General features: G+C 41.9%; 26 protein-coding genes and 2 pseudogenes. 12 read left to right on the forward strand and 16 right to left on the reverse strand.

The window, feature by feature from the left end; genetic code table 11:
- Nucleotides 1-286: 286 nt before the first annotated feature.
- Entirely contained in the window at nt 287-1,174 is an 888-nt protein-coding gene (locus ABF638_RS18050; protein WP_435024343.1) for an alpha/beta fold hydrolase, read from the reverse strand.
- A gap of 259 nt (nt 1,175-1,433) precedes the next feature.
- On the opposite strand from ABF638_RS18050, the gene ABF638_RS18055 reads away from it, so the two are divergent.
- The 6 genes and pseudogenes from ABF638_RS18055 (at nt 1,434) to ABF638_RS18080 (ending at nt 8,921) form a co-directional block, all read left to right on the forward strand.
- Complete coding sequence (locus ABF638_RS18055) at nt 1,434-1,745, forward strand: BMC domain-containing protein (RefSeq protein WP_069069150.1); 312 nt, start codon at nt 1,434-1,436, stop codon at nt 1,743-1,745.
- A gap of 85 nt (nt 1,746-1,830) precedes the next feature.
- Entirely contained in the window at nt 1,831-2,178 is a 348-nt protein-coding gene (locus ABF638_RS18060; RefSeq protein ID WP_069069149.1) for a carbon dioxide-concentrating mechanism protein CcmK, read from the forward strand.
- Between the two features lie 999 nt (nt 2,179-3,177).
- Nucleotides 3,178-4,365: a HetZ-related protein 2 gene (locus ABF638_RS18065; protein ID WP_435024345.1), complete on the forward strand. Its 1,188-nt coding sequence runs from the start codon at nt 3,178-3,180 to the stop codon at nt 4,363-4,365.
- Between the two features lie 240 nt (nt 4,366-4,605).
- Nucleotides 4,606-4,812, forward strand: a pseudogene (locus ABF638_RS18070) (pilus assembly protein PilB); the annotation flags it as partial.
- A 1,234-nt stretch (nt 4,813-6,046) separates the two neighbouring features.
- The gene (locus tag ABF638_RS18075) at nt 6,047-6,730 is read left to right on the forward strand and encodes a Crp/Fnr family transcriptional regulator (protein WP_435024347.1); all 684 of its coding nucleotides are present in this window, start codon (nt 6,047-6,049) and stop codon (nt 6,728-6,730) included.
- 409 nt (nt 6,731-7,139) lie between these two features.
- On the forward strand, nt 7,140-8,921 hold the full coding sequence (locus ABF638_RS18080) for a M61 family metallopeptidase (RefSeq protein WP_435024349.1): 1,782 nt from the start codon (nt 7,140-7,142) through the stop codon (nt 8,919-8,921).
- A gap of 85 nt (nt 8,922-9,006) precedes the next feature.
- On the opposite strand, the gene pyk is transcribed toward ABF638_RS18080, so the two are convergent.
- Entirely contained in the window at nt 9,007-10,776 is a 1,770-nt protein-coding gene (pyk, locus tag ABF638_RS18085) for a pyruvate kinase (RefSeq protein ID WP_435024351.1), read from the reverse strand.
- Nucleotides 10,777-11,156: 380 nt separating this feature from the next.
- On the opposite strand from pyk, the gene crtR reads away from it, so the two are divergent.
- Entirely contained in the window at nt 11,157-12,047 is an 891-nt protein-coding gene (crtR, locus tag ABF638_RS18090) for a beta-carotene hydroxylase (protein ID WP_069069165.1), read from the forward strand.
- A gap of 21 nt (nt 12,048-12,068) precedes the next feature.
- Here the strand turns inward: crtR and ABF638_RS18095 are convergent, their stop codons facing one another.
- The 10 genes from ABF638_RS18095 to ABF638_RS18140 all read right to left on the reverse strand — a co-directional run bounded on the left by ABF638_RS18095 (nt 12,069) and on the right by ABF638_RS18140 (nt 19,282).
- Nucleotides 12,069-12,395, reverse strand: coding sequence for a DUF5615 family PIN-like protein (locus ABF638_RS18095; RefSeq protein WP_435024353.1), 327 nt, complete (start codon nt 12,393-12,395; stop codon nt 12,069-12,071).
- Nucleotides 12,379-12,603 (reverse strand): DUF433 domain-containing protein, encoded by a 225-nt coding sequence (locus tag ABF638_RS18100; protein WP_435024356.1) that lies wholly within the window; start codon nt 12,601-12,603, stop codon nt 12,379-12,381. Before ABF638_RS18100 ends, ABF638_RS18095 begins: the two co-directional genes overlap by 17 nt.
- 134 nt (nt 12,604-12,737) lie before the next feature.
- Nucleotides 12,738-14,525, reverse strand: coding sequence for a sensor domain-containing diguanylate cyclase (locus ABF638_RS18105; protein WP_435024358.1), 1,788 nt, complete (start codon nt 14,523-14,525; stop codon nt 12,738-12,740).
- Between the two features lie 9 nt (nt 14,526-14,534).
- Nucleotides 14,535-15,515 carry an ABC transporter substrate-binding protein gene (locus ABF638_RS18110; RefSeq protein WP_435024360.1) on the reverse strand — a complete coding sequence of 327 codons (981 nt, stop codon included), beginning with the start codon at nt 15,513-15,515 and terminating at the stop codon, nt 14,535-14,537.
- A 93-nt stretch (nt 15,516-15,608) separates the two neighbouring features.
- Nucleotides 15,609-16,013, reverse strand: a complete 405-nt coding sequence (locus tag ABF638_RS18115) for a type II toxin-antitoxin system VapC family toxin (protein ID WP_435024362.1) — start codon at nt 16,011-16,013, stop codon at nt 15,609-15,611.
- Nucleotides 16,014-16,019: 6 nt separating this feature from the next.
- A complete protein-coding gene (locus ABF638_RS18120; protein WP_435024364.1) occupies nt 16,020-16,235 on the reverse strand; it encodes a hypothetical protein in 216 nt (71 codons plus the stop codon).
- A 246-nt stretch (nt 16,236-16,481) separates the two neighbouring features.
- Entirely contained in the window at nt 16,482-17,033 is a 552-nt protein-coding gene (locus tag ABF638_RS18125; RefSeq protein ID WP_435024366.1) for an opioid growth factor receptor-related protein, read from the reverse strand.
- A gap of 70 nt (nt 17,034-17,103) precedes the next feature.
- The gene (aroH, locus tag ABF638_RS18130; protein ID WP_435024368.1) at nt 17,104-17,517 is read right to left on the reverse strand and encodes a chorismate mutase; all 414 of its coding nucleotides are present in this window, start codon (nt 17,515-17,517) and stop codon (nt 17,104-17,106) included.
- Nucleotides 17,518-17,619: 102 nt separating this feature from the next.
- Nucleotides 17,620-18,441, reverse strand: a complete 822-nt coding sequence (gene sppA / locus ABF638_RS18135; protein ID WP_420758403.1) for a signal peptide peptidase SppA — start codon at nt 18,439-18,441, stop codon at nt 17,620-17,622.
- A 547-nt stretch (nt 18,442-18,988) separates the two neighbouring features.
- Nucleotides 18,989-19,282, reverse strand: a complete 294-nt coding sequence (locus ABF638_RS18140; RefSeq protein WP_435024370.1) for a hypothetical protein — start codon at nt 19,280-19,282, stop codon at nt 18,989-18,991.
- Nucleotides 19,283-19,777: 495 nt separating this feature from the next.
- Here ABF638_RS18140 and ABF638_RS18145 point away from each other — a divergent pair, with 495 nt between their 5' ends.
- The 4 genes from ABF638_RS18145 to plsY all read left to right on the forward strand — a co-directional run bounded on the left by ABF638_RS18145 (nt 19,778) and on the right by plsY (nt 23,369).
- Entirely contained in the window at nt 19,778-20,572 is a 795-nt protein-coding gene (locus tag ABF638_RS18145; protein ID WP_181930422.1) for an MlaE family lipid ABC transporter permease subunit, read from the forward strand.
- 116 nt (nt 20,573-20,688) lie between these two features.
- A complete protein-coding gene (locus ABF638_RS18150; RefSeq protein ID WP_181930421.1) occupies nt 20,689-21,075 on the forward strand; it encodes a DUF3119 family protein in 387 nt (128 codons plus the stop codon).
- Nucleotides 21,076-21,212: 137 nt separating this feature from the next.
- Nucleotides 21,213-22,487 carry a DUF3086 domain-containing protein gene (locus ABF638_RS18155; protein WP_435024373.1) on the forward strand — a complete coding sequence of 425 codons (1,275 nt, stop codon included), beginning with the start codon at nt 21,213-21,215 and terminating at the stop codon, nt 22,485-22,487.
- Nucleotides 22,488-22,688: 201 nt separating this feature from the next.
- Complete coding sequence (plsY, locus tag ABF638_RS18160; RefSeq protein ID WP_181930419.1) at nt 22,689-23,369, forward strand: glycerol-3-phosphate 1-O-acyltransferase PlsY; 681 nt, start codon at nt 22,689-22,691, stop codon at nt 23,367-23,369.
- Nucleotides 23,370-23,425: 56 nt separating this feature from the next.
- On the opposite strand, the gene ABF638_RS18165 is transcribed toward plsY, so the two are convergent.
- The 3 genes from ABF638_RS18165 to ABF638_RS18175 all read right to left on the reverse strand — a co-directional run bounded on the left by ABF638_RS18165 (nt 23,426) and on the right by ABF638_RS18175 (nt 24,712).
- The gene (locus tag ABF638_RS18165) at nt 23,426-23,683 is read right to left on the reverse strand and encodes a hypothetical protein (protein WP_435024375.1); all 258 of its coding nucleotides are present in this window, start codon (nt 23,681-23,683) and stop codon (nt 23,426-23,428) included.
- A 63-nt stretch (nt 23,684-23,746) separates the two neighbouring features.
- Nucleotides 23,747-23,986 carry a hypothetical protein gene (locus tag ABF638_RS18170; protein ID WP_435024377.1) on the reverse strand — a complete coding sequence of 80 codons (240 nt, stop codon included), beginning with the start codon at nt 23,984-23,986 and terminating at the stop codon, nt 23,747-23,749.
- Nucleotides 23,987-24,520: 534 nt separating this feature from the next.
- Nucleotides 24,521-24,712: a hypothetical protein gene (locus ABF638_RS18175; protein ID WP_435024379.1), complete on the reverse strand. Its 192-nt coding sequence runs from the start codon at nt 24,710-24,712 to the stop codon at nt 24,521-24,523.
- Nucleotides 24,713-24,770: 58 nt separating this feature from the next.
- On the opposite strand from ABF638_RS18175, the pseudogene ABF638_RS18180 reads away from it, so the two are divergent.
- A pseudogene (locus ABF638_RS18180) lies at nt 24,771-25,620 on the forward strand (RNA-guided endonuclease InsQ/TnpB family protein).
- 11 nt (nt 25,621-25,631) lie between these two features.
- Here ABF638_RS18180 and ABF638_RS18185 read toward each other — a convergent pair.
- A complete protein-coding gene (locus ABF638_RS18185; protein ID WP_435024381.1) occupies nt 25,632-26,207 on the reverse strand; it encodes a hypothetical protein in 576 nt (191 codons plus the stop codon).
- Between the last annotated feature and the right edge of the window lie 29 nt (nt 26,208-26,236).

Here is a 26,236-nt window from a genome sequence, read left to right on the forward strand (position 1 = left end):
TAACACGAATAATTTTCCCAAAAATTCCCGAAAAATGCACAAAGTCAACAGCCTAGCTTAAGCCCCTTTTTCTATACAAACTCACAGGTGATCGGTATGATGCCTACTATAGGACAATATGCCTTGGGTTATTGGTGTAAATGATTGGTTTTTCAATACCCAATAAATCGCCGTCAAAACGAAAGACTAATTATTGTAGAGACGGCGATTTATCGCGTCTTTGTAATTTATCTTTGTAATTTATCGCGTCTTTGTGATGATTTGATCGCAAAAAACCTTAACCGATTTAAACTCGAAAGTCTAAAATATGGTGCGCCGTAATTTGTGGTTGTTCCAGGTGTGGAAGATGACCACAATTTTGAATCCAGGTAAGAGTACTATGTGGAATTGCCATTTTAAATTTCATGGCATCCCCAGTACCCAAAATTTTATCGGAATCGCCCCACAAAATTAGCGTTGATTGCAAAATTTGTGATATTGTTTCAACTCTAAAAGCACTGTAACCACCACTTTTAGTGAAAGAAATCAGAGCTTGATGCCAACTCGGCATTTGTAAGTGCAATGCCCCACAAGATAATGCATCGATAGAAGCAAGACTTTGATTTTTATATCCAATGCGAGAAACGCGATCGCGCACCTTCAGATTACTCAAAAACTGAGTTGCTAAATAATCCAACGGGGGAAACATAAATTTACTCAATGGTGAACCACCCGCCAACCCCGCACTATCAATTAACACCAGCTTTTTTACTACTTCCGGGTAAGTCAGCGTAAAATCAATCGCTGTCGCACCCCCCATCGAAGCACCCACCAAAATTACAGGTTGGTTAATCAGACTTTTCCAGAAATAATAAAGATGGGTTTTAATCGCAGTTGGGCTATAGGTAATTCCTGAGAGTCTATCTGTAAATCCAAAACCCAACAAATCCACTGCCCACGTTTCATTATCTTTTGAAAGTAGTGGCAAAAGCCGCCGAAATTCTAATACAGAACTGTCAAAGCCGTGAATTAATAAAATCGGAGTGCCACCACTCCCTTGCTTGACAAAAGTTGTGGTAATTGCTTGATTAGTTAAAGGAGTAGCGATCGCAGCAGTTTGAATACTCTGAGCTAGTGCGATCGAGGCTGGTTCTGTGAGTTGCCCAACTGCTGTAGGAAGAAAATTCGGAAACATAAATTTCAGTTTATCGTACTAGCTTGCTTCCACATATAGCTGATTTTGTTAAACAACAAAATTACACAAGCTAACGTGCTGAAGTATTAGTTGTAATACATAAAACATCAACCAGCGGCTATCAAAATATTCTAACTCCCCCCACTCCCCACTCCCTCCAAAAATTATGGCATCAAAGAAAATTTTCCAAAATGTCAAAATGGGGACTAAAGCCACGTACAATTAAAATCGCTTATCCCTTAATCCAGGAGCTAATGCCATGCCAATGGCGGTTGGCGTAATTGAAACTTTAGGTTTTCCTAGTGTCTTAGCAGCAGCAGATGCAATGGTCAAAGCTGCCGCAGTCACAATTGTGTATTATGGTCAAGCGGAAAGTGCTCGCTTGTTAGTTGCCGTCCGGGGACACGTTTCGGAAGTAAATAGAGCTGTTGAAGCCGGAATCGTAGCTGGTGAGCAAGTCAAGGTTGGTACAGTAATTACCTACTACGTTGTTCCTAATCCCCCGGAAAATGTGGAAACCATATTACCAATCCATTTCACTGAAGAATCAGAACCTTTCCGCATGTTCTAAGCAATTTTGCTATCAAAATCTGTAGCGAAGCTTCGTACAATTAACTTGTAGCCCCCATATCGTTTATTCATACAGGAGATTAATAATGTCATTACAGGCAGTTGGAGCACTCGAAACTAAAGGTTTTCCTGCGGTGCTAGCAGCAGCAGATGCTATGGTCAAAGCTGGTCGAGTCACCCTCGTTGGTTATATCAGAGTAGGTAGCGCTCGCTTTACAGTTAATATTCGTGGCGATGTTTCTGAAGTAAAAGCCGCTATGGCTGCCGGTGTTGAAGCCGCAGAAAATGTTTTTGGCGGTACGCTTGAATCCTGGGTAATTATTGCTCGTCCCCATGAAAACGTTGAAGCTGTTCTGCCAATTGGTTACACAGAACAAGTCCAAGGGTATCGAGAATCTGTAGAAAATCCCATTGTTAGATCAAACAATCGATAGATTCAACATCCTGTGGGGGAATTCAAAATTTAAAACGAAGAATCTCCATAAATGAATTTAAAGAGAAGTTTCTTGTCAAGCTTCTGACTATCAAAACTTTAGGGGAATGCATTCTTTCTGTTTTTAGATTTTGCATAAGTTAAATTTTGAAGCAGAGGGAAAGCAACAGTCAGAGTCAATAGTCAAAATCAATATTGACTGTTGACTATTCATTGTTAAGAATAACTTGCCAATGTTAGAGGCGTAGTTGTGAGTAAAGCTAGTTTAAAAAAAGATAAATTTGCCTATTAATTTCTACTATCCAGAATAGTGTAGGCGTAGCCCGTTGTAGACATCGCTACATAGCATACTGGGGCTGATTCCACACTACAGTGATACTATTTATCCAAGAATCTATCCAATTACTTTTAAAACATCATCTTAAACGCTAATTACCGTATATACACTTAATAAAATCGAAAAATATCATAAAAATTAACTTAATACAATTCAGTTAAGGCTTGATATTCCTTAAAAAGCAAGGAATTAAGCCAATTTATCACAGGAGTTAGGGAATCTTCCGAGGTAAAATCTCATTAACATCAAGCATATTGAAATTGAACTAAGTATTTAACTAAGTAAAGGATTATAGAGTGTTGAAACTTATACGGGTGAAATAACGTCTGACATTGAGTTAAATTAGATTCGTTCCTCGTATATGTTACAAAATGTCAGATTTCCCCGATCAATCTAGTGCAAAGGTGTATCCTCACCACTCTAGGCAAATTTCTGTTCTAAGTTAAAAACATAACTTTACGAAAATTTAAAATTAGCATAATTAGTCCAAATGCTTGATATGCAAAGGTTTAGGGCATTCTTAAGTAAAAGCAAAACATCAATGTAGAAAGTTTCTGCATAATTTGAGTGAATTAAGACGTAATAAAAGTAGAATCACTGAGCTATTTTCATGAAACTCATGAAATACGGGGCAGCTGCCAGTTAAACAATTAGGTGGGACAAATGGGGGTTGTGATGCAAACTTCAAAATTGAGTTTCGAGGAATGCAATCTCACTATGAAAATGGATATAGAAAAACTGGCTATAGATTGGCAAAAGCGATTGGCTGTGGAATGTCCAGACCAAAATGAAGCTACTAGAGAAAGCATTATTCTCTGGCTATTGGGATCTGACTCAAAACGGTTTGATCTGTTTAATCCGAAAGAACTCGATATCGCCAAGCAAGCGATGGAATATCGCTGGAGGATTTTACGTCAACGCTACTTGGGGCTGGGGCGAGAACGTGCTTATCGCAACTTGATCACGCGATTAGGGAGTTTAGTAACATTACGCAATAAGATTCAGACTTGGGTTTCTCTCAGCCGCGATCGCCAGCGCAGTGTGATAGATGTGTTACAAGAAGTACTCCAAGAATTATTGCAAAGCGATAGCCAGATGCAACAGCAAATGGCTGATATTGGCAAATATACAACCGATAGGCGATTGGGGGATGCTCTGCTATTTGCCAGTTTAGAAGAATATTGTTTGCGGCCAGTCCGCAATCAACCCCTATTAGCTTATCGATTTGTGAATTATTTACGTCGCACTCAGCGCGGTGGCTTAACCCAAGTACCTGGCCGTGACTTGGTTAGACTCGTGTCAGAAGAAATTCTCACAGATGATAATGATAATCGGGTTAACTTAGTTGATAGTCAGGCGATCGCAGAATATCAAGAAGCACAACAACTAGAAGAACAACAAGCGCTGCGCCAGTCAGTACAAAAAGAATTTGAAAATTATTTACAAGAAAATCTGGGAACAGACGCAGTGGAATGGCTACGACTGTATCTGCAAGGTAAGTCCCAAGAAGATATCGCCCGGAGACTAAATAAACAGACTAAAGAAGTTTATCGTCTGCGAGAAAAAATTAGTTACCATGCTGTGCGTGTTTTTGCCCTCAAAGGTAAACCAGAACTCGTAGATAACTGGCTCTCAATTTCCTTGCAAGAACATAACTTGGGATTAACACAAAACCAATGGCAGCAACTTGATGAAAAATTGACTCCTCTAGGGCGGCAAATTCTAGACTTGCGGAAAGCGGGTAATTCAATAGAAACAATAGCTCAACAGTTAAAACTCAAAACTCATCAAGTGTTAGGTGAATGGACAAAAATCTATCTTGCAGCCCAAGCTTTAAGAACCCAAGAGTAACCTGTAGTGGGAGTGGGGATAAGGGAGATAAGTGAGGTGAGGGAGAAATAACTAATGCCCCATACCCCATGCCCTAATCCTCAGTATTATCCACAGTCTATAATCTAAAATTCATATTCTACTTACGTCTACTTAGGTATATATAATTGAAATTTTAACAATCGAACAAAGTATCTTTATTAACTACCTACTGAATTAGAGGCAAAATATTATATACATAAACACCAAGCAATCAAACCTATGTTGTCTTCAGAGGGCGAACTAACAGATACTACAGTAAATGAGTCCCAGGTGCTAACCGCTACACAATTTAAGTGGGAGGAAGAAGGCGATCGCGAGCAGATATTCCAACTGATTGATAGTCTTTTGTCCTTTGAAGCTTGCCTCTACCACCAGATTTTGCCCTTTGGATTAGAAGACAAAAACCTCTTGCTAGGTATGGTTCATCCACAAGACAGTGAGGCGCTAGATTACGTTGGTCGCATTTTGTCTTGTATCAATTGCACAATGGTGATTGAGGCGATCGCAGCCGACGCTCACCGGAGAATACTGTCAACCTACCTCAACCATAAGAATACATCTCAGCTAGATGCCCAACAAATACATCAGCCAACAGCGGACTCTCCTTCAACAAATAGCCCAGCGACCGTTGCTGACACACCTGTTCCTTTTCTAGATGCCGACTCGGAATCAAATCAACAACCAATATTGATGGTGTTTCAGACACAAAAGCGTCAACATTCTGGGCAGCGCGTAGACTTGCCGCCCACTCCAGAGCTAGACCAATTATCTCAAACTACAACGTTCTCGACCCCTATTGAGAGCGAGAATTCTGAAGCTGCATCAAACAATTTACCCATTTTGCCCACGCAAGTTCCCGAACTACTTAGTCCGATTGAGGTGCTAACAACACTACCACCTAAGAAATTACTAGAAGAATTACTAGGGCGAATCCTGGCTGGGGGAATTGGTCGGCTGTATTTAGAAAGACAAGCTTACGAAGGCAGAATACTGTGGAGTGATAATGGAGTTTTACAGTCTGTATTAGACAAACTGCCGCTCTCGGTTTTTCAAGGAGTACTGAATGAATTAAAGCGGTTTGCTTCCCTGCCTGTCACCACAGTTGCAGAACCAAAACAGGTAGAGAAAGAATACGTATATCAAAAAAACCGCTTATTATTGCGCTTGCGAGTCATGCCGGGAATCTACGGCGAAGAGGCGACACTACAAGTGTTACGAGGAGCAGCATTAAAGTTCTATCAACAACAACAATTGACGCGTATAGGCCGCGATGCTTTAGGAATTTCTCAGCAACTAAGCTTAAAGTTACATGAACTACAAGAAAGGCTTTTACTGAATCCCAGCCTTGATTCTCAGCAATTAGAGGCTTTAGTTACCCTGAATCAACTAGTCAAAAATTTAGACCAACAGATCAAAATACTGGCGCTAGATAGCAATCCACCAACAAACAGCAAATCATAAGTCTGTCAGTGAAACCGCTGATTTCGATCACATACATAATTGTTATGTTGTAATCGAACTCTAGACCGATCAACCTTAGAGATTCATCTTCAATAAATACAAATTTTGCGATCGTATTCTGAGTAAGATTACGGTTTAAACAAACTTATAGTAGCAAAGTTAGTTTCCCACTCTTAAATCCATTTGTTGCAAATATTTCATGCTAACTGAGGTTTTTAGTGAACTTTTCCCCTTAATGAGTACAGCCAATCCACAGACTTTGGAATGGCTACTCAACGTTGCAATTGAACATGAATACCCATCTGGGCGAGCCGTTGTGATGGAAGATGCCTGGGGTAACGCCGTTTACTTTGTGGTTTCTGGTTGGGTCAAAGTCCGGCGTACCGTCGGGGAAGATTCAGTAGCTCTGGCAATTTTTGGGCGTGGTGATTTTTTTGGAGAAATGGCAATTTTGGATGAATCTCCACGTTCAACTGATGTCATTGCTCTTTCATCCGTGAAATTGCTTAGTATCTCCAGAGAGCGTTTTATTCAAATATTGTTTAAAGACCCGCAGTTACATCACCGGATGTTGCAACTGATGGTGCGGCGATTGCGGCAAATTAACCTACGCTTACAAATGCGGTCTTCACCACCAGCAGTCAAACTCGCCCATACCCTAGTGAGTTTAGGCGAAAGTTATGGTCAGGAATCAGACTTAGGAAGAGAAATTTTTAACATTCCCTTTAAAGATTTAGCAGAGGTGACAGAAATCGGCGTTGAAGAAACCACCAAAATCATGGAAAAGCTGCATGAAAAAGGGTGGATCAAAATTGATAGCGCCAACAACATCACTTATCTTGTGAACTTCAAACAGTTGATGAACTTGGCTGGCAAAATTTGATCGCCTTAGCCCCAAAGATGTAAGGATAGAAAGCATGAGAGCGATCGCAGATGTGGGCACAGAGCTATAGTTGATTGATGAGGCAGCAGGTAGTGGAGCGATCGCAGTCACTCACCTGTAAACAGTTAGCAAACTGCTTTTTAGACAGGTTGATTACCCTTACCTGTTGCATAAACTATATTATGAAACTACTGAGGCGTAAACGCCTTGATTCGCTTTTATCCCCGACTTAAAAGACGTTCACCCCTCAAAACCCAAAAGTTTTGAGGGGTTCACTTCGGGGTTTTCAGCATATTTTCTTATAAACTTGGTTCTGACTACCAGCCGCAGCAAATAAAAGTCAAAAATTAAAAGGTAAATTTGTCATTATGGGAAAAATTACTCATCTACTATTACCTCAGCACACAAGATGACTGAAGCAACAGCAACTCGCCCCAACACCTACATCCAAGAAATCGAGCCAACGATTCATTACCTGGTGGGAATGTCCCAACCAGAAACCCATCTGTTTGAGGTGACTTTACGCCTTGTAGATTATCCCTCGCCGATTCTCGATTTAAAACTACCGGTGTGGACACCAGGTTCCTATTTAGTCCGGGAATACGCCAAAAACTTACAGGATTTTGATGCTTTTGCAGAGGAGAAGCCTTTACCTTGGCGGAAGATCAGTAAAAATCACTGGCAGATAGACAAAACGGGTGTTTCAGAATTAACTGTACGTTACCGCATTTTTGCCAATGAGTTATCGGTACGGACAAATCACCTAGATGCTACCCACGGTTATTTCAACGGTGCGGCAATATTTTTTAGAATACCGGGCTGGGACAAGGAACCCATTCGCGTCACCATCATACCACCACGCCCAGAATGGCAAGTAACTACTGCTCTACCATCTGTTGCTGAGGAAACAAATAGTTTCTTGGCTGGGGATTTTGATACTTTGGTTGATACTCCCTTTGAGATTGGTAGCCACCAATTGTATAAATTTGAGGTATTGGGAAAACCCCATGAACTGGCAATCTGGGGGAAAGGTAATTATCAAGTTCAGCAGTTGATTGCTGATATCCAGAAAATTATCCAGGTAGAAGCGCAGATGTTTGGCGGTTTGCCATATCAACGATATGTGTTTCTGCTACATTTATTTAGCCAAGCTTTTGGCGGTTTGGAGCATAAAAACTCTTGCTCCTTGATTTACCAACGTTTTGGATTTCGCACTCAGGAAAAATATGATCGCTTTATCCAATTAGTTGCACACGAGTTCTTTCACTTGTGGAATGTCAAGCGAATTCGCCCAAAAGCATTAGAGGTCTTTGATTACGACCAAGAAAACTACACACCATCATTGTGGTTTTGTGAAGGTACTACTAGTTACTATGATTTGTTAATTCCTTTACGGGCAGGAATTTATGATGTTAAGTCGTATTTGAATAACTTGGGTAAGGAAATTACCAGATATCAAACAACACCGGGGCGCAAGGTACAACCCGTTTCCGAGTCGAGTTTTGATGCCTGGATAAAACTCTATCGCCCGGATGCCAATAGCGGTAATTCCCAAATTTCCTATTATTTAAAAGGAGAAATGGTATCGTTATTGCTGGATTTACTGATTCGCTCTACTCACGGCAATCAGCGCTCCCTCGATGACGTGATGCTAAAAATGTGGCAGCAATTTGGGAAAGATGAAATTGGCTATACCCCAGAAGAGTTGCAGGAAGTTATAGAATCTGTTGCCGGAATTGATTTGACTGATTTCTTTAAACGCTACATTGATGGCACTGACGATTTGCCCTTGAACGAGTACTTAGAACCCTTTGGTTTGCAGTTAGTAGCTGAACAACAAGAAGAACCTTACTTGGGCGTGAGAATAAATACAGAGAATGGGCGGGAGATGATTAAGTTTGTGGAGACTGGTTCACCTGCACAAGTAGGGGGAATTGATGCGGGTGATGAGTTGCTAGCAATTGATGGGATTAAAGTAACGGGGAATAGCTTAAGCGATCGCCTGAAAGATTACCAACCGAACGATACCATTCAAGTAGCAGTTTTCCACCAAGACGAACTGCGTACCTATTCCATCACCCTGGCGTCACCACATCCCACTCGCTATCAGGTAAAACCTGTTGAGCATCCTGACTCCAGACAGCAGCAAAACTTTGCTGGATGGCTTGGGGTTGCGATCACAACTGTTTAATAAAGGGCATGGGGCATGGGGCATTGGGTATTGGTTATTTCCCTCCTTGCTCCCAGTCCCCAGTCCCCAGTCCCCAGTCCCCAATCTAAGACGTTCTCACCGCCCCAGAGTAAATCAAACCCCGTTGTAGATCCAGCGTTATGATTGCCCCATCCCGAATCGCCTGGGTTGCCTCCTTCACGCCGACAATCACTGGTACACCAAGACGTAAGCCAATTACTGCTGCATGACTTGTGAGACTTTCATCTTCCGTAATAATCCCACCAGCTTTCCGAATTGCCTCGACAAAATCGGCACTAGTGCGGGGTGCAACCAATATGTCGCCGGGATTAAAGTTACTAACATCCATGCCAGTATTCGCCACCCGTGCGCGACCACTCACTGAACCTTGTCCCAGTCCAATTCCGTGACCTAATACCGCCGTCACCACCTCTACCTTAATCAAATCTGTGGAGCCGGAAATTCCCTGGAGTGTACCAGCGGTCATTACTACTAAATCTCCCTCAGACAATAACTTCAACTCCTGAGCTACGTTGATCGCAGCTTGAAATGTCTGACCAGTCGAAGGTAATCCTAGTACTAACAGCGGTTTTACTCCCCACACCATCTGTAACTGCCGCGCCACATTCACATGGGGTGTCACTGCTAAGATCGGTGTTTGGGGACGGAACTTAGAGACATTACGAGCTGTTGCCCCAGTTTGCGTTAGGGTCATGATTGCTGCTGCGCCTAGTTGTTCGGCAATTTGACCGACAGCTTGACTAATCGCATTAGGAATGGAGCGCCGGGCATCTCTGACAGAACGTAAGTTTAAGTGTTGGGATTCTTCCTGCTCCATACGTTCGGCAATTCGTGCCATCGTCGCCACTGCTTCTACAGGGAAGCTACCCACGGCGGTTTCGTTGGAGAGCATCACCGCGTCCGTGCCGTCTAAAATCGCATTTGCCACATCCGACACTTCAGCGCGGGTGGGACGGGGATTGCTCACCATGCTATCTAACATCTGAGTAGCGGTGATGATGGGAATCCCCAAGCGATTTGCTGTGGCAATTAACCGCTTTTGAAGTACGGGAACATCTTCTGCGGGTAATTCCACCCCTAAGTCGCCTCTGGCAACCATTACGCCATCACACAAAGCCAGAATCGCCTCCATTTGTTCGATTGCTTCGTGCTTTTCAATTTTGGCCACTACTGGCACTTGCTTACCTGTACTGGAAATTAGTTCTTTAATTTCGATCATGTCCTGCGGATTGCGGACAAAGGAAAGTGCCACCCAATCGACACCTTGATCTAGACCAAACATCAGATCCTCTCGGTCTTTGTCGGTCATTGCCTTAATTGACAGGTAAACGCCAGGAAAGTTTACGCCTTTGTTGTTAGAAAGTTTACCAGGCACAGTGATCCGACAATGCAAATCACCTTTGTCCCGGTTAATCTCCTCTACAACCATTTCTACTCGTCCATCATCGAGGAGAATTTTTGCGCCAACTGGGACTTCTTCGGCTAAATAATCGTAGGTGACGCAGCTAATTTCTTGAGTACCTACAACTGGACGATTTGTCAAGGTGAAGCGATCGCCTTTTGCCAAAACTATAGACCCGTTGTCAAACTTCCCCAAGCGAATTTTTGGGCCCTGCAAGTCTTGAAGAATAGCCACTGGCTGATTTAATTCAAAAGCGGTTTGCCGAATTAAGCGAATACTACGCTGATGGTCGGCATGAGTTCCGTGGGAGAAGTTTAGCCGCAGCGTCGTGGCTCCCGCTTCAATAATTGCCTTGAGCATTTCAGGACTGCTAGTGGCGGGGCCAATAGTAGCGACAATTTTTGTCCGGCGCAGAGAATCTCTTAATTGCATAGGGGCTGAAGTTAGGGAGCTATCTGGGAAGTCATCGTAACTTAAGTGGCATCTCCTTTTCAGTCACTGCTATATCAATAAGATATAAACAGTTAGAGAGGGTTTATGGGAGAGTGGGGGCTGTGGGATAGACTAGATATAGTACATCAATCTTGTATCCATCCTCCCAACGAAAGAGTTTATCCCATCAACTTTTTGCCAATTGTCATACCCCACTTATCAGTAAAGATTAGTTCTTGTCTGGAATCATAGCGTTATTCATCTACTGATATGCAAAGCTGTGGATAAATATTGCTATACAAAAAGTTACAAAACTTTATTGTTCCCTAATATTTATCGTATATTCGTAATGTTTGATTAAGAAGGAGTCAATGTTAGAAATGATCACATCGGAGGCACAAAAGCCACTGACAATCCCACCCAAGGAATTTTTAGCGCCTCCTGGTGATTTTAATCCCACGCTACTGCTCTTTTTGGTAGCTGTAGCAATGCTGGTGTTATCTAACTTTGGTTACTGGCTTTGGGAATGGCCGCACTGGCTGTGCTTTAGCGTTAACACCCTTGCCTTGCATTGTGCTGGAACTGTAATTCATGATGCCTGTCACCAATCAGCCCATCGCAACCGGGTGATGAATGCGATGTTAGGGCATGGCAGTGCGTTGATGCTAGCTTTTGCTTTTCCAGTATTTACGCGGGTGCATTTACAGCATCATGGTCATGTCAACCATCCTAAAGACGACCCAGATCATTATGTCTCTACTGGTGGCCCGTTATGGTTGATTGCAGTGCGATTTTTGTACCATGAGGTATTCTTCTTTCAACGGCGACTGTGGCGTAAATATGAGCTATGGGAATGGTTCATCAGCCGCTTAATTGTTGGTGTAATTGTTTATATCTCAGTGCAGTACAACTTTTTGGGTTACATTCTGAATTTTTGGTTTATACCGGCTTTTGTGGTGGGGATAGCGCTGGGATTATTTTTTGACTATTTGCCTCATCGTCCTTTTGCGGAGCGCGATCGCTGGAAAAATGCTCGCGTCTACCCAAACCAAGTTCTCAATATCCTGATTATGGGACAGAATTACCACTTAATTCATCATTTGTGGCCTTCGATTCCTTGGTATAATTACCAACCTGCATACTATGTTATGAAGCCCCTTTTAGATGAAAAAGGCTGTTATCAAACTTCAGGATTGTTGCAGAAAAAGGACTTTTTTGAGTTTGTTTATGACATCTTTTTAGGAATTCGGTTTCATCACCAAAAAGAATAGAGTTGTTGTATGAAGCTCACGTCAAAAATCCCCGATTTCAACAACCACACCCGGAGCGATTGTTGCTAAGACACTGCGAACACTGGGTATCAATGGAAGCAAATCAGGTAGGCGATTACTAGATGCCACCAGAACAACGACCGCAACTCCAGCCTGTTGCAAGTTTTGCTGATATCGTAAGTTTTGGTCTGTTGTCAGGAGAACCGTGAAACTCTCCTGGATCATCAGTTGCAACAGTTCACCATTCTTTTTGCCTGACCATCCCATTTCCACAACTGTGCGTACCTCATAATCAGTGAGTTCACGCCTTAAGGGTCGTGGAACACACTCATCAAGCAGAAGTCGCATAGGCGGTCAGCATTTCCTTTGCTAATTCTAGAGCGGCGATCGCTTGCTCACGGCTGACACTGGGAAAGTGATCTAAAAACTCATCCAGTGAGTCACCCGCTTCTAGATAATCAAGCAAGGTTTTTATCGGCACACGAGTACCAATAAAAACAGGGGTTCCTCCCAATATATTGGGGTCGCTATGAACAACACGTGATGTGGATGTCATATAGTTAGCTTGTCTGCGACAGACTACCTTCTGATTCTAGCTTTGGTTGTCTTGGAAATCTCAGTATATATTCCATTTTCTCTTTGCGGAGCGCGATCGCTGGAAAAATGCTCACGTCTACCCAAACCAAGTTCTCAATATCCTATACAATAGCGATCGCGCCCCTTTTGTTTGGCATTGTACAGTGCTTTATCGGCTGAAGCGATGAGTGTATCTGGTTTAATGTCGCAAATGGGTATGACAGAAGTAATACCCAAACTAACTGTGACGATATCCTTGACATCAGACTGTGCATGGGGAATGGACTGAGCATAAATTGCTTGCTGAATATTTTGTGTTACTTTGATTGCTCCTGCTAAATCAGTATTGGGAAGGAGTACTGAAAATTCTTCTCCTCCATAACGTGCTACTAGATCACCAGGACGATTAACTATTTGTTGCACTGTTTGCGCTATTCTGATTAGACAATAATCGCCTTCAAGATGACCATAGCAGTCGTTGTAAGATTTGAATTTATCAACATCGAATAAAATCAGTGACAGGGGTTGTTGTTCTCTTGCAAGGCGTTTCCATTCTGCTTGCAGTCGTACATTGAAACAGCGACGGTTAGCTACCTGAGTCAAACCATCTAGATTTACCAGTTGTTCTAGTTTATGATTTGCATCTTCTACTGTTTCTTTAGCAATTACTAACTCTGCTGTTCTCTCTTGTACCCGTTGTTCCAAAGTTTCCAAAGATGTTTGTAACTGAAGTGCCATGTTGTTAAACGATTTCGCCAGTTGACCTATTTCGTCTTTTGAGCTAATTTTGGCGCGGATATCTAAGTTACCTGCGGTAAATTGGAAAACTATATTCGTAAGGTAAATTATTGGTTTTGTTAGCAGTTGCCCAATAGCAAAAGCAATGATTGTCACTACTGAAGCGATAATTGCAAATAAAAACATTGCGTGACGAATTTGCTTTTCTACAGGTGCTAGGGCAATAGCAAGGGGTTGTGCAAACAACACAGACCAAGGTTTATATTTTAAACGAGCGATCGCAATCAGATTAACCCGATCGCCTGTTGCTGATAAAGAAGTAATTAAATATGGCTGTTTATTATCTAATGCTTGCTTCAGTTTTGACTCATTAGTTGCCAATTCCTTAACAGGATAATTAAGCAAACGCCCTTTCTTTTGTAATTGAGTTACAACATCCAAAGGCAGAGGCACAATTGATTTAAAAAGTAGTTTTGGTGCAGTGCTATGTGCCAAATAAATGTTATTTTCATCTAAAAGAATAGCAAAAGATTTTGCCCCAGCCCGTTCAGTTTGTCGAGTTACTAACTGCTGAATAACAGTAGCATTATATGAAACACGCAATACACCTAATATATCTCCCTTGGAATTCCGAACCGGACTGCTAAAAAAGAGAGTAACAAGGTCAGGAATGTTTGGCGATCGCATCATGCTAGAAACAAAGGATAACCCAGTTTCTAGTGGTTTTTTGAAATAATTGTGAACCGATTCATCTTTGCCAATGTTCGATGTCTGTGTATCCAATACATTTTTACCGTTTAAGTCGAGCAAAGAGTATGAGAGAATATTGAGCATGTCTTTGCGACTGAGACGGATTAATGTTTCTATTGCCAATTGCATTTCGGGGCTGTCATCTCGCTGTTTTGGATTTAGGCTGAGATAGCGTGCCAAACCTGGTAGAATCGCCTCTACGCGCACGGCATTGAGATTTCCATCAATAAAGGCATCTATTCTGTTAGTGGTTTCCTTAGCCGCCGCAGATAGGGCTTGTCGGGCGTTGTCAGTTAGTGCTTTTTCAGTTGTCTGTTTGTTGATAAATGCCAATAACAGCAAAGGAATCAAAGCAACAATCAGAAACGAGGCGATCAACTTTGTCCGAATGCTGCCCAAAAAAGTCTGCTGCATGGCTTTAAACTAGAAGGGAGGGTTCAAGAAGGAAGAATTGAACAAACTTTCTAGCTCAGGAATGCGCGTCACGTTTCCAGAGCGAATAAAAAAGTCTGCATATATCTTGGCAGTTTTGTAGATGGAATTAGGGTTGCTAGATTGAAACAATTTTTGATTTTCAGCTAAATCAGTTAGGTTTACTCCCTCCAGAGAGAGTGTATTGCTAGGAATTTTTAAGGCTTTGCTGACGATCGCGTTTCCTTCTTGAACATTTGCTTTCCAGTAGATCGCAGCTTGCAGCCATCCTCGCACAAATGCACGAACATCTTCGGGGCGATCGCGGATTGTATCATTGCGAAAGATAATCATATCTAAAATCAAGCCAGGGGTTTGTTTGCTGGTAAATAGGATATGTCCCCCTGATTTAATAGCTTCAGAAAGATGGGGTTGCCAAGTGTGTCCGGCTTGAATAACATTATTTTTCAGGCCTTGAGGAATTTCTAAAGCCTCTAATTTAACCAATTTCACATCATCGCTGGTGAAGTTGGAACTTTTCAACATCTCAGTCACGAAAAGTTCGCTAAAACCGCCTAGATTTGCACCTAGCTTTTTCCCTTGCAAGTCAGCGACAGTTTTTATTTGTGGTTGGGCGACTACTACATCTGCTCCTGTTGATTCATCTATAACCAGCACGCCTTGTATATCAGGATTTGTGGCACTCAAGATAATAAAACTTCCCAAGGACGCTGTAATACCATCATACTTACCCGCACTGAAATTTGCTCTTTCCAATTGGGTGTATCGTTTATAAGTTAGTTCAACATCTACACCTTGGGCTTTGAAGAATCCTTTTTCTTGAGCAATGATGCCTGGATACTCTCCAATAAAAGATGCAAATTGCACTTTCAAGGGAGGGCGTTTGAATTCGGTCGGTGATAAAGTATGACAAGCAAATAGCAAACAGGTGGTAATGAGAAAAATACTAATGTATCTGAGTAGATTAAACAAAGTTAGCTTGCTGAACAGATACTTTAATATAGAAGCAAATACAACATCTTGTTATGGAAGCTTTAAGCTTTGCATTTGGGAGGAGTCAGCTATTCACACAGAACGCCAATTTTCGATTTGCAAGTTAGGTACTCTTTGAAATTCTCGGACATTAGATGTCACCACAATATGATTATTGATTACTGCGCTGGCTGCTATAAGTACATCATAAGCACCAATAGGTGAACCAGCTAATTTAAGAAAGCTTCTGATGTAGGCTGCTTGTTCTGCTTCTTTTGAATCAAAAGGTAAAATTGTAATTGAACTTAATAATATTTCAATAATTGATTGGATTTTAACAGCGCGTTGTGGGTTTATAGCTAATCCATATTTCACCTCCATAACTGTTAGAGATGAAACAAAAATTTCAGTAGGAGAGATTAACTTTATTCGCTTGAGGGTGTTTTCTTCTCCTTTGACAAAATCACTAATTACGCAAGTATCCAGTAGATAACCCATAGATAATTAAAATTCTATTTCGTTCGGTGGTATTAGTTCCTCTCGATATGATTCAAAGATAATACTTTCTTTTATACCTGAATATTGCATGATTATTTCTGGCCATTGGCTGGGTTTAGTTTCTAGGAAGGTGACAAATACTAAACTTTCAGTGATACCTTCTGGTGTTTCAGCTAATTCAATTTTGCCGTTTTTATAAATTCCTTGAATTGTTTTTAACATATAGCTTACCTCCTACATAAATTTTAATCTATAGGACTCATATTTGATTGTTTAAAAAATTCAGTATAACTCAAAGAGGCTTCTTGACGGTTGCCTATTGCCTTACTAGGCAAATAATTTCATAAATGAAATCGGATCGCTATATAAAAATAACCTCCCAAAGCGATCGCCAACTGATATCCTTAAGTCTATCAGGCTCTCAGTTTCAACCAAGCATCTCAATCACATCGGCATCCAATGAGATTGTTACATTGTCGCATTGGGTTTGACTGCAATTGTCCAATACTGAAACGTTTCACCTCCAATCTGGTCACTATCTTCATGGTATATTTGCCGCAAACATTCGTAAAATGCTTGGGCTTCATTCTCTAATCCAAATGTCATTAAGCACTTTAATATGCGAGTGATACGAAGATAATTGTGGTCAAACATACAGACCCATTCGCGTTTACGATTCGGATAGTCTTCTGACTGGCTGACAACTATGTTTCCGTCATTATTTTCGTGGCGTTGCAACCCATAAAACTGAAGCATAACTGTCAAGGAGCGCAGCAAATTTTGGCGTATGTGTAGGTTGCTTTGAAATGCTTGAATTACATTCTCATCAATGATAGGTGCATTAGGATTGAATGCACTTGGCTCAGGCAAAGGAAACAACCACTGAATGTAATCGTGGGCACACTCTAATTCTTCAAAATTCCAAGTCCAAATATCTTGAATCATGCGACCTTCTGAATCTCTTTGCTCCCCTAAATAGAACGGAACAAGCATTGCAGTGAGTTGTTTTTCATGATTCATTGCAAACTACCTTCAAAAATTAACATCAGTAGCTAATTTTGTAGTTTTTTACTGAATTTTCTTAAATAATTTACACTTTTGACTTCACTGCTGACTGTGATGCTTGTAAAGTCTGGGGCAAACTCCAGTCGGGACGCAAGCTGGCGGCGTTGCGTAAATAAATATGATGAACCGAGGCGGAGGCTGGCAGATAGGCGTGGATTAAGAACCGAATGCAGCGCTGCAAGCTACCTTCAACGTGCATTTGCTGCACATCCAACATGGCCACATTATCCCAACCAGGACGCGCTCTGGCGATCGCAGCTGGGAAAATAGCATCCAAGTCGCGTGTCACTGAGAAAGTGACACTAATAATATCTCTGGGCTGGAATTGATTCCGGTTTTCCAGTTCATCTAATAGTTCTGTCACCACCTCTCGCATTACCTCAACAGTATTTTCTGAAGCGGTTGTTGCTCCGCGAATAGCCCGCATTTGCCAGTCCACGCCAAAATCCTCCTTAAAACATAAAAGTTAGGAGTTAGGAGTTAGGAGTTAGGAGTTAGGAGTTAAAACTCTCAACTTCTCACTCATAACTCCTAACTCATATTAGGGTCGATATAACCACAACGGTAAACCACTAGTAGACATTTCAAATTCGAGCCAATCAATACCAGCCCCAATTCCTGATGAAAACTGACGACTCCCTGGTAGAAGACGACTCAATAAGGGTTTACGTTCTTCTAGGGTATAGCAGAGAGTTTTTTCTGGATCAAGTCCGACTAGTTCTGCTGTCCAGCGGCGGGCATCTTCTTCTGTGCCCAGGCGGTCTACAACACCCAACTCTAGGGCTTGCTGTCCAGTAAAAATCCGGCCATCGGCGAAACTTTTCACAGCTTCTACTGTTAAAGAACGGCCATCTGCTACCGTTTGGACAAACTGCTGATAACTTGTGTCAATCAACTCTTGCAGGATGTTTTCTTCTGGTTGAGTCAGTTGCCGATCGAAAGACAATATGTCTTTGTAAGGCCCAGACTTAATTACCTTGAAGGAAACACCGATTTTTTCTAGCAAGCGTTCCAAGTTATTTCCACGCAGAATCACACCGATACTACCCGTAATCGTACCTGGATTAGCTACTATGTATTCGGCTCCCACGCCGATGTAGACTCCTCCAGATGCCGAGATATTCCCAAAGCTAGCGACGATTTTGATTTTTTCGCGCAAACGCTTCAGGGCGCTGTAGATTTCTTGGGAATCTCCGACTGTACCGCCAGGGCTATCGATCCGGAGCAATAATGCCGGAAACTTTTTTTCTTCTACAGTTTTCAGGGCTTCTAGGACGCGTTTGCGAGTAGCACCGGCGATCGCACCAGTAATTTCAATCCGCGCAATTTGTTTTCTAAACTTGGGCTTAAACGGCCAAATCATGAGCTGTCAACATACCTCGTAATAAATTCAATATAAGATGCCCAACGGTCAGACGCCCTGTTTTTCTCTGTTAAGAAACATGAGCAGGGATTGTGTTCATCATAATTTTAAGGAAATTTTTATATTTTTCAGTGAGTTTTATTTTGATATTCTCGATGAATGCTAATCAAGTCCTTAAAGATTGTAGCTAACACAAAATGCTAAACTCTAGTTTAGCGTCCAACGTGATGAATTAGTACAGACTATTTTAGCTTTTTTGCGGAATTCAAAATTTCAAAACCCTTGGTATTATAACTTTTGAAATTTTTGAAAATTAATTTACTACGGTCAAACACCCATACTAGTTGTTAGTAATTAATAACTAATAACTAATGATTAATAAATATTTCATCAATAAATTTGGCACTCAATTTAATTCATAAAATTTCACTCAGCAACACTAATCTCTATTTAGGTTAAGACCAGTAGTACTTTCACTGTTGGAAATATCACTTTTTCCTATCTTCTACAGCCCATGAGCGCTTTAAAAAGCTATTTTCACTATTTCTTAATCTATTCGTAATATTTGATACCGATAATAAACGTACATATCAAACAGTGCGCCGACAAAAGTACAGGTCAAGCTAATTACAACTAATCCGCGTAGGGGAGTTCCACTGCCAAAGGTGGCAAGAAAATGCATAATCTCAGTAGCGATCGCCTCTGTTAACTCTTGTAAGCCAGGGAAGTGACCGATGAGCGATAGAAACAGCAATCCACCGCCAACGAAGAACATGGGAGCGACAAAACTAAAAATGATCGTCAGTAGTAGAGAGCGGAGAAAGTTAGTGAAAATAGTCATTTAAGACAAACTCCGTGAGTAGAGATGACAAGAGCTAGATAGCGGTTTGTCAATTTCTACAATACGTGCGATCGCTCCGAAGCAGACAATCTGTCAAGAATCTTAAGTTTTCATTAAAAGAAGCGGCTACCAGTTACAGCACATGCTGGGGATATAAAAAATGACTGAAATCTGAAAAAACCTTGCAAAATCAAGATTCTAGCCAAGGTTAGCACCTATTTATTGCTTTGTAGCACGTTTAATAACAACTTTATTTTCTGAGAGCATCTTTAATCTAAGTTAATGTTTCGCCTTATCCAGGGAGTGGTGAAGAAGCAGGGGAGTAGGGGAGCAAGGGAGCAAGGGAGCAGGGAGCAAGGGAGCAAGGGAGAAGAATTTTCCCCTCTGCCCCTCTGCCCCATTCCCCATTCCCCATTCCCCATTCCCCATTCCCCATTCCCCATTCCCCATGACTTCCGCTATTCTTAAGGCAGTTACCGAGTTAGCTACAGAACATTGAACCAGACTACATCCAAATCCAGTTTAGGGGAATGGAGTCAGCGGCTGCTGGCGGCGATTTTTCTGGGTGGGCAAGTACTAGTTCACCTATTGAGGGGCAAAATCCATCGGCGCAACACCTTAGAACAAATGGCAGCAGTTGGGCCAGATTCCCTATTTATTGCCCTGTTGACGGCTATTTTCGTTGGCGCTGTGTTTACCATTCAGGTGGCACGGGAATTTATCAACTTTGGTGCAGGAAACATTATCGGCGGAGTGCTTTCTGTAGCGTTGACACGAGAACTCGCTCCTGTGTTGACAGCAGTGGTTTTGGCGGGACGAGTCGGTTCTGCCTTTGCAGCAGAAATTGGTACCATGCGAGTCTCAGAACAAATCGATGCCATGTTGATGTTAAGAACAGATCCAATCGATTACCTGGTTATCCCCCGCGTTCTTGCTTGCTGTTTAATGCTACCAATTTTAACCCTCCTGTCTTTGGTAACAGGGATGTTCGGAGGATTAATAATTGCGACAAATATCTACAACCTGTCTGATACGGTATTTTTAGACTCAGCCCGTAGCTTTCTTGGAATCTGGGATATTTTTAGCGCCATGATTAAGGCGTGTTGCTTTGGCATTTTAATCGCCGTAATCGGTTGCAGCTGGGGGTTGACAACAACAGGAGGTGCCAAAGGTGTAGGACAGTCAACTACAACTGCTGTTGTGACTGCCTTGTTAATTATATTTGTTAGCAACTTTTTTCTTTCTTGGTTAATGTTTCAGGGGACTGGCAGTGCATTCTTAGGCTTATAAAACTAATCAGTTAGGAGTTAAGAGTTATTAGTTAAAACTCCTCATTCCTAACTCCTGCCTCCTGCCTCCTAAAATAGGATAGATGCCTCCTACTAAATAAAGCAGGATTTAAGACTGTGACCAGTTCATTCGCTCCTAGCTCCACATCAACTGTGGAACTCAAGCCTAGTTACAATATACCGATAGTCTTGGTGATTGCCGCTATTCCACTACTGTTGGTACAACCGTGGGTAGGCTTAGTTTTCACACTGTTTGGTTTGTTTCTCATGTTTCAGGCGTTAACGCTGCGTTTGCAATTTACCGTCACCAATTTAGATATTTACAGAGGCGAAAAATTAATTCGGCGGTTTCCCTACCAGGAATGGCAAAACTGGCGGATCTTCTGGAATGGAGTCCCCATTCTGTTTTACTTTAAAGAAATTAAAAGTATTCACTTTTTGCCGATTTTATTTGATCCCAACACCCTGAAAAGTTGTTTAGAACAACGTTGTCCGCGTATTTAGTGCTGAGTACCATCTGTGCTGAGTCGTTTTGCTCTAAACTCATAACTCAGCACTCATCACTCAGGACTTTTATGGCAGGTCAATTGTAATATTTCTGAAAGCTATTTATTCGCGTCATAGGAATTACACTATTGTTTATGAACCCAGAGGCATCTCAAACCCCAGAACCAATTGATGAGCGGTTGGCAGAAAAACAAGAAGAGAACAAGGCAGTTGAAAATCCAGTAAATCCATCTGTTGAGTCAGTGTTAGAAACAGGAGCCATTAGCTCCTCAGAGGACTACACAACTTCTGAGCCAATTATTTCCAATGCAGAAGTGGTAGATTCTACAGTAGAGCTAACAGAAAATTCAAATGGCGAGTTTGTAGCGCAGTTAGAAGCGGAAAATGTCGTACTGGGGTCTGAAATAGGATCAGGAAATCAATCATTATATGCCGAAGCAGAGCAGCGAGTGGCAGAGTTGCAGAGCGCTGAAGCTGCTCTCAAAGAAGAAATAGCCAAGCTGCAAGCTTCTTACGAAAGCCTTAAGGCACAGGTGAGTGAAACTCAAACCTCACTGGGACGACTTGTACAAGAGTCGCTGTTGCAGTTAGAACAACGCAAACAAACCCTGCAAATTTCTGTAGAACAACTAGAACGCCGTCAAGAACGTATCCGCAACGAGATGCGAACCACTTTTGCTGGTACATCCCAAGACTTGGCAATTCGGGTGCAGGGTTTTAAAGACTATCTCACGGGTAGCTTACAGGATTTAGCCGTTGCCGCCGAGCAGTTGCAACTGACGCCAAGTGTGGTGGAACGAGAAAAACCACCCGTAAAAGAGGCAAAACCAGTTGAAGCTCAACCTGGAATACCCCAATTTGCCCAACAGCAATTTCAAGATACTACAAAGCAAATTCGCCGCCTAATTGACCAATACCGCAATAAACCGGATTATTACGGCCCACCGTGGCAACTACGCCGTACTTTTGAACCAATCCACGCTGAACGAGTTTCTAACTGGTTTTTTACCCAAGGGGGACGGGGTGGTTTGCGGACAATGGGTAGCCGCTTGCAGAATATCCTAATTGCTTCATCTGCGATTTCGATATTACACAAGCTGTATGGCGATCGCGTCCGTACTTTAGTCTTAGCTAATACACCGGAGCGATTAGGTGAATGGCGGCGCGGCTTACAAGACTGTCTGGGAATTGGTCGCCCAGATTTCGGCCCAGACCGGGGTGTGGTATTATTCGAGGCATCAGATGCTCTCGCTCAAAAAGCAGACAGATTGACGAAAGCCAATCAAATTCCCTTAATTATCATTGATGATTCAGAGGAACAAATCAGTTTGTCATTGCTGCAATTTCCCTTGTGGTTAGCATTTGCCCCTGACCCCAAAACAGTGAGAAACTATGATGATGACTTTTAATTGGTCATTTGTCATTTGTCATTGGTCATTCGGTATTGTGCAAAACAGTTCTGTTAGGGGTAGCGGGGCGTTGAGCCAGTTCCTAGTTCCTAGTTCTGGGTAAAAAGTGAGATTCAGCACTCAGCACTCCTGAGAGTCGTTAGTCATTGGTCAAGAGTAATACCTCTTGACTTTCTTAAATTTTGAATTTTGAATTTTATTATGGCTATTTGGTTAACTCTATGCGGGACAATTGTAGTCATAGCTTACCTGCTGGGTTCTTTTCCCACTGGCTACATTGCTGTGAAGCAGTTAAAAGGTATTGATATTCGGGAAGTTGGTTCAGGTTCCACTGGCGCAACTAATGTATTAAGAACCTTGGGAAAAGGGCCAGGAGCATTCGTTTTAGTACTTGATTCTTTGAAGGGAGTATTAGCGATCGCTCTAGTATACTGGTTGTTCAATTTTGCCTCTAGTCAAAATTATATCCCCCCAACGGTAGATGTAAATCTGTGGCAACCGTGGATAGTAACTTTAGTTGGGTTAGCTGCCATCCTGGGGCATAGTAAATCAATTTTTTTGGGCTTTACTGGTGGTAAATCTGTTGCTATTAGCTTAGGGATTTTATTAGCAATGAGTTGGCAGGTAGGTTTAGCAACAGCGGGTGTGTTTGCCGTCGTTGTCGCTATATCAAGGATTGTCTCTTTGAGTTCAATTGTAGGTGCGATCGCAGTTTCCATTCTCATGGTACTTTTGCATCAACCCTTACCCTATATTCTGTTTGGAATTGCCGGTGGACTATATGTGATTTTGCGCCATCGCACTAATATCGAACGGCTGCTTGCTGGTACTGAGCCAAAAATTGGGCAAAATGTAGCGACAGAACCAGAACAAACTGTATGATTGTCCAACCACAAATAGATATGTTTTTACCCCTGTGCTTTATCCGGGGGTTTAGTTTACGAATTAACTTTGCCTTTAATTAAACGGTGGAAAAGGCGGCAAGGCCACAAAAAAGCTCCACAAATACTTACTGAGGCGATGGCGGCCACAACTCGCCAACTCGAACTAGACCCAGTGGTAGACTCTGAAGGTTGAGCTTGTGTGCTTTTAGCTAGTTCTGGCATTGAATGAGATAGCTGACTGGCTGTACTCACCCCTTCAATCGCTGCTCCAATTAGATAAGCTACTAGGGCAATTACTAGCCAGTGATTCATAATATTGCACTGTTTGAACTTTGAGCGTATGCTTGGCAGTGAGCAATCACTTGATTTCTCGTACTAATGATTGCCGCCTTGCCCTAAAGATAATCGACCTTCAGCCGTATCGCGAATTAGGGGCAGTTTAGATTTTATATAAGTATTGAGGGTGCCATCTGCCTGAGCATCAAGCCCCTGTTTAGCTTTCAACTGCTGGAGTAGCAATTGTACTAAAGCAGCATCGTCAAATTGGAGCAGAGTGCTAACCTGGGTAGACTCGATTACAGCCCAAAGCTGTTGCATCATTTTTGCAGTTACCATGAGTCTGTAACCTCTTAAGCTTTTCTTTATATTCACACAAATTTGAGATTTGTGGTTAGTTTTTATCTGAAGATTTATAAAGTATAGAAGCTGGAAACGCCTGAGTAAGCCAGTATGGTTAAGTTATGGCGTTTTTTAATTGATTGAACTAGGGACTGGGGATTGGGGATTGGGGATTGGGAAGATTTGAATGAGGATTCAGATCCCAACCAAATCTTAATACTTCTCTATGAGATACTTTAAAAGAATTTCTTCCCCAATCCCGGAGCGCACATTCTTAAGAGACTTCGGCGCTGCAAGTCGGAGAATTCTGAGTATGGCCTGTTGAAATACAACAATCACTACTCCCTGGAAAAGCTCTAATGCAGACATAGATAGGCATCAGCGCTTTTTGTAGAGGGGAAACTTTAGTGGTTGCATTGAGTAATTTTGCCAGAAGTTTATAAGGAAGGCAGGCTGAAAACCCTTGAGGAACAGGCGCACCGCGCCGTATTCCGTACTTCAGGCTGCGTGATGAAAGCCGCCAGAAGGCGTTTACGCCTTCGTGACGCAATATTTTCTAATCATTTCTTCCAAATATTCGCTAGCGCTAACATTATTTTTTGCTGCTAACTCTTGCACAGAATGCCAAGCTGTATCTGTGAGCATGACACCTCTTTTCTTTTTTGGTTCATCATACAAAACTGGTGTATTCTTAACTCTTTTTTGGCCTTTAGCTGTTGACATATTTAGAACATTCACCCATGCTAAGTATAGTATAGGCAAAACAAAGGGGTGAGTCAAGTTGCTAGTTATAGAGTATAAAGTTAAAGCCAAACAACTACAATATTTAGCAATTGAGGAAGCTATCAAAACTACTCAATTCATTAGAAATAAGTGTTTGAGATATTGGATGGACGCGCCAAAAGAAGCGAAAATTGATAGGTTTGCTTTGAACAAGTATTCAACAGAACTACGCAACGAATTTAAATTTGTGGCTAACTTAAACTCTATGGCTGTACAATCATCAGCCGAGAGAGCATGGTTAGCGATATCAAGAAGCTAATCCAAAGTTTTTGAGGAAAGCCGAGAAATCCGTTAAACACTCTCAAAGACGTATTTACAAAAAGAAAAAGGGTTCATCAGGACGTAAAAAAGCTAGAGGTATATTTGCCAGAAAGCACTTGAGAATAAATAGGCAACGGAATGAACACGCAAAGAGAATTGCGCGTAACGTGTGCAAGTCTAACGACTTAGTAGCCTATGAAAACCTACAAGTGCGTAATCTACTCAGAAACCATTGTTTGGCTAAGTCAATTGCTGACGCTAGCTGGTATTTGTTTAGGCAATGGATTGAGTATTTTGCTGGTAAATTTGGCAAGCTAGCGGTTGCTGTAGCACCACATTACACATCACAAAAGTGCAGTAATTGTGGTGTGATTGTAAAAAAGTCTCTATCAACTCGCACCCATGTCTGTAACTGTGGATGTAGTTTGCATAGGGATGAAAATGCAGCGATTAATATTTTGAATCTTGCAAAAGCTAGGACGGGGCACGTCCAAAGTAACGCTAGGGGACTAGTAACCTCTACTCTGCTTGGTGAAAACCTGGTAGAGCAAGTAACTAGGTTGAGCCTAGAATCCCTTCGGCTTTAGCCAGGGGAGTGTCAATGTGAACCTCTTATACAAGAAGTTTCTTGACCAGAAGAATCGGGAAAAACTGCTAAAGTATGATATCCAGGGCTATCTGTTCCATATATCACTCGAAAAGTATACAACTTGTTTTTACCTTGCCCTTCGGTAATAACTGTTAAAAGTGTATTGCTAGTATTTGGAAGTCCTGGAATGTTGAGTTTCTTAATTCGTCTGAGTTGAATTACATTCGCTGCGGAGTTTTTACAATCTCCAGCACTAGTATTAGGTTTTGGGCCAAATTGCATACATACCGGCCCATCAAAATCCATAGTTACCTGTGATGGATCGTTTAACCAAACTTTTTTAATCACTTCTCCAGCTGTAATAAAGCTTAAGTTTGTTCCTTGCTGATACGAAACATCAATCGTCGGTATTACTCCCCCTAAGCCTTGTGCTTGGCAGGAAAATATGGAACGCAGAACGGCGTTGTTAGCCACAGCGCGACCTACCACTAAGAACATAGCAACCGAGAAAGTGAAGGAAGCTATCGGTAGGAAATAAGAAGAACGTTCTGGGGTATTTCCTGACAATTTAGTATTCTTTTTCATGGTTGCAAATATCCAAAATTGGTATCAAT

It is taken from the genome of Nostoc sp. CALU 1950, from assembly GCF_051172895.1.
Lineage (GTDB): Bacteria > Cyanobacteriota > Cyanobacteriia > Cyanobacteriales > Nostocaceae > Nostoc > Nostoc edaphicum_A.

Bases quoted from the DNA above. Each gene is read 5' to 3' on its own strand.
- ABF638_RS18050 (WP_435024343.1), bottom strand. From the start codon at position 1,174: ATGTTTCCGAATTTTCTTCCTACAGCAGTTGGGCAACTCACAGAACCA.
- ABF638_RS18055 (WP_069069150.1), top strand. From the start codon at position 1,434: ATGCCAATGGCGGTTGGCGTAATTGAAACTTTAGGTTTTCCTAGTGTC.
- ABF638_RS18060 (WP_069069149.1), top strand. From the start codon at position 1,831: ATGTCATTACAGGCAGTTGGAGCACTCGAAACTAAAGGTTTTCCTGCG.
- ABF638_RS18065 (WP_435024345.1), top strand. From the start codon at position 3,178: ATGGGGGTTGTGATGCAAACTTCAAAATTGAGTTTCGAGGAATGCAAT.
- ABF638_RS18075 (WP_435024347.1), top strand. From the start codon at position 6,047: ATGCTAACTGAGGTTTTTAGTGAACTTTTCCCCTTAATGAGTACAGCC.
- ABF638_RS18080 (WP_435024349.1), top strand. From the start codon at position 7,140: ATGACTGAAGCAACAGCAACTCGCCCCAACACCTACATCCAAGAAATC.
- pyk (WP_435024351.1), bottom strand. From the start codon at position 10,776: ATGCAATTAAGAGATTCTCTGCGCCGGACAAAAATTGTCGCTACTATT.
- crtR (WP_069069165.1), top strand. From the start codon at position 11,157: ATGATCACATCGGAGGCACAAAAGCCACTGACAATCCCACCCAAGGAA.
- ABF638_RS18095 (WP_435024353.1), bottom strand. From the start codon at position 12,395: ATGCGACTTCTGCTTGATGAGTGTGTTCCACGACCCTTAAGGCGTGAA.
- ABF638_RS18100 (WP_435024356.1), bottom strand. From the start codon at position 12,603: ATGACATCCACATCACGTGTTGTTCATAGCGACCCCAATATATTGGGA.
- ABF638_RS18105 (WP_435024358.1), bottom strand. From the start codon at position 14,525: ATGCAGCAGACTTTTTTGGGCAGCATTCGGACAAAGTTGATCGCCTCG.
- ABF638_RS18115 (WP_435024362.1), bottom strand. From the start codon at position 16,013: ATGGGTTATCTACTGGATACTTGCGTAATTAGTGATTTTGTCAAAGGA.
- ABF638_RS18120 (WP_435024364.1), bottom strand. From the start codon at position 16,235: ATGTTAAAAACAATTCAAGGAATTTATAAAAACGGCAAAATTGAATTA.
- ABF638_RS18125 (WP_435024366.1), bottom strand. From the start codon at position 17,033: ATGAATCATGAAAAACAACTCACTGCAATGCTTGTTCCGTTCTATTTA.
- sppA (WP_420758403.1), bottom strand. From the start codon at position 18,441: ATGATTTGGCCGTTTAAGCCCAAGTTTAGAAAACAAATTGCGCGGATT.
- ABF638_RS18140 (WP_435024370.1), bottom strand. From the start codon at position 19,282: ATGACTATTTTCACTAACTTTCTCCGCTCTCTACTACTGACGATCATT.
- ABF638_RS18155 (WP_435024373.1), top strand. From the start codon at position 21,213: ATGAACCCAGAGGCATCTCAAACCCCAGAACCAATTGATGAGCGGTTG.
- plsY (WP_181930419.1), top strand. From the start codon at position 22,689: ATGGCTATTTGGTTAACTCTATGCGGGACAATTGTAGTCATAGCTTAC.
- ABF638_RS18165 (WP_435024375.1), bottom strand. From the start codon at position 23,683: ATGAATCACTGGCTAGTAATTGCCCTAGTAGCTTATCTAATTGGAGCA.
- ABF638_RS18170 (WP_435024377.1), bottom strand. From the start codon at position 23,986: ATGGTAACTGCAAAAATGATGCAACAGCTTTGGGCTGTAATCGAGTCT.
- ABF638_RS18175 (WP_435024379.1), bottom strand. From the start codon at position 24,712: ATGTCAACAGCTAAAGGCCAAAAAAGAGTTAAGAATACACCAGTTTTG.
- ABF638_RS18185 (WP_435024381.1), bottom strand. From the start codon at position 26,207: ATGAAAAAGAATACTAAATTGTCAGGAAATACCCCAGAACGTTCTTCT.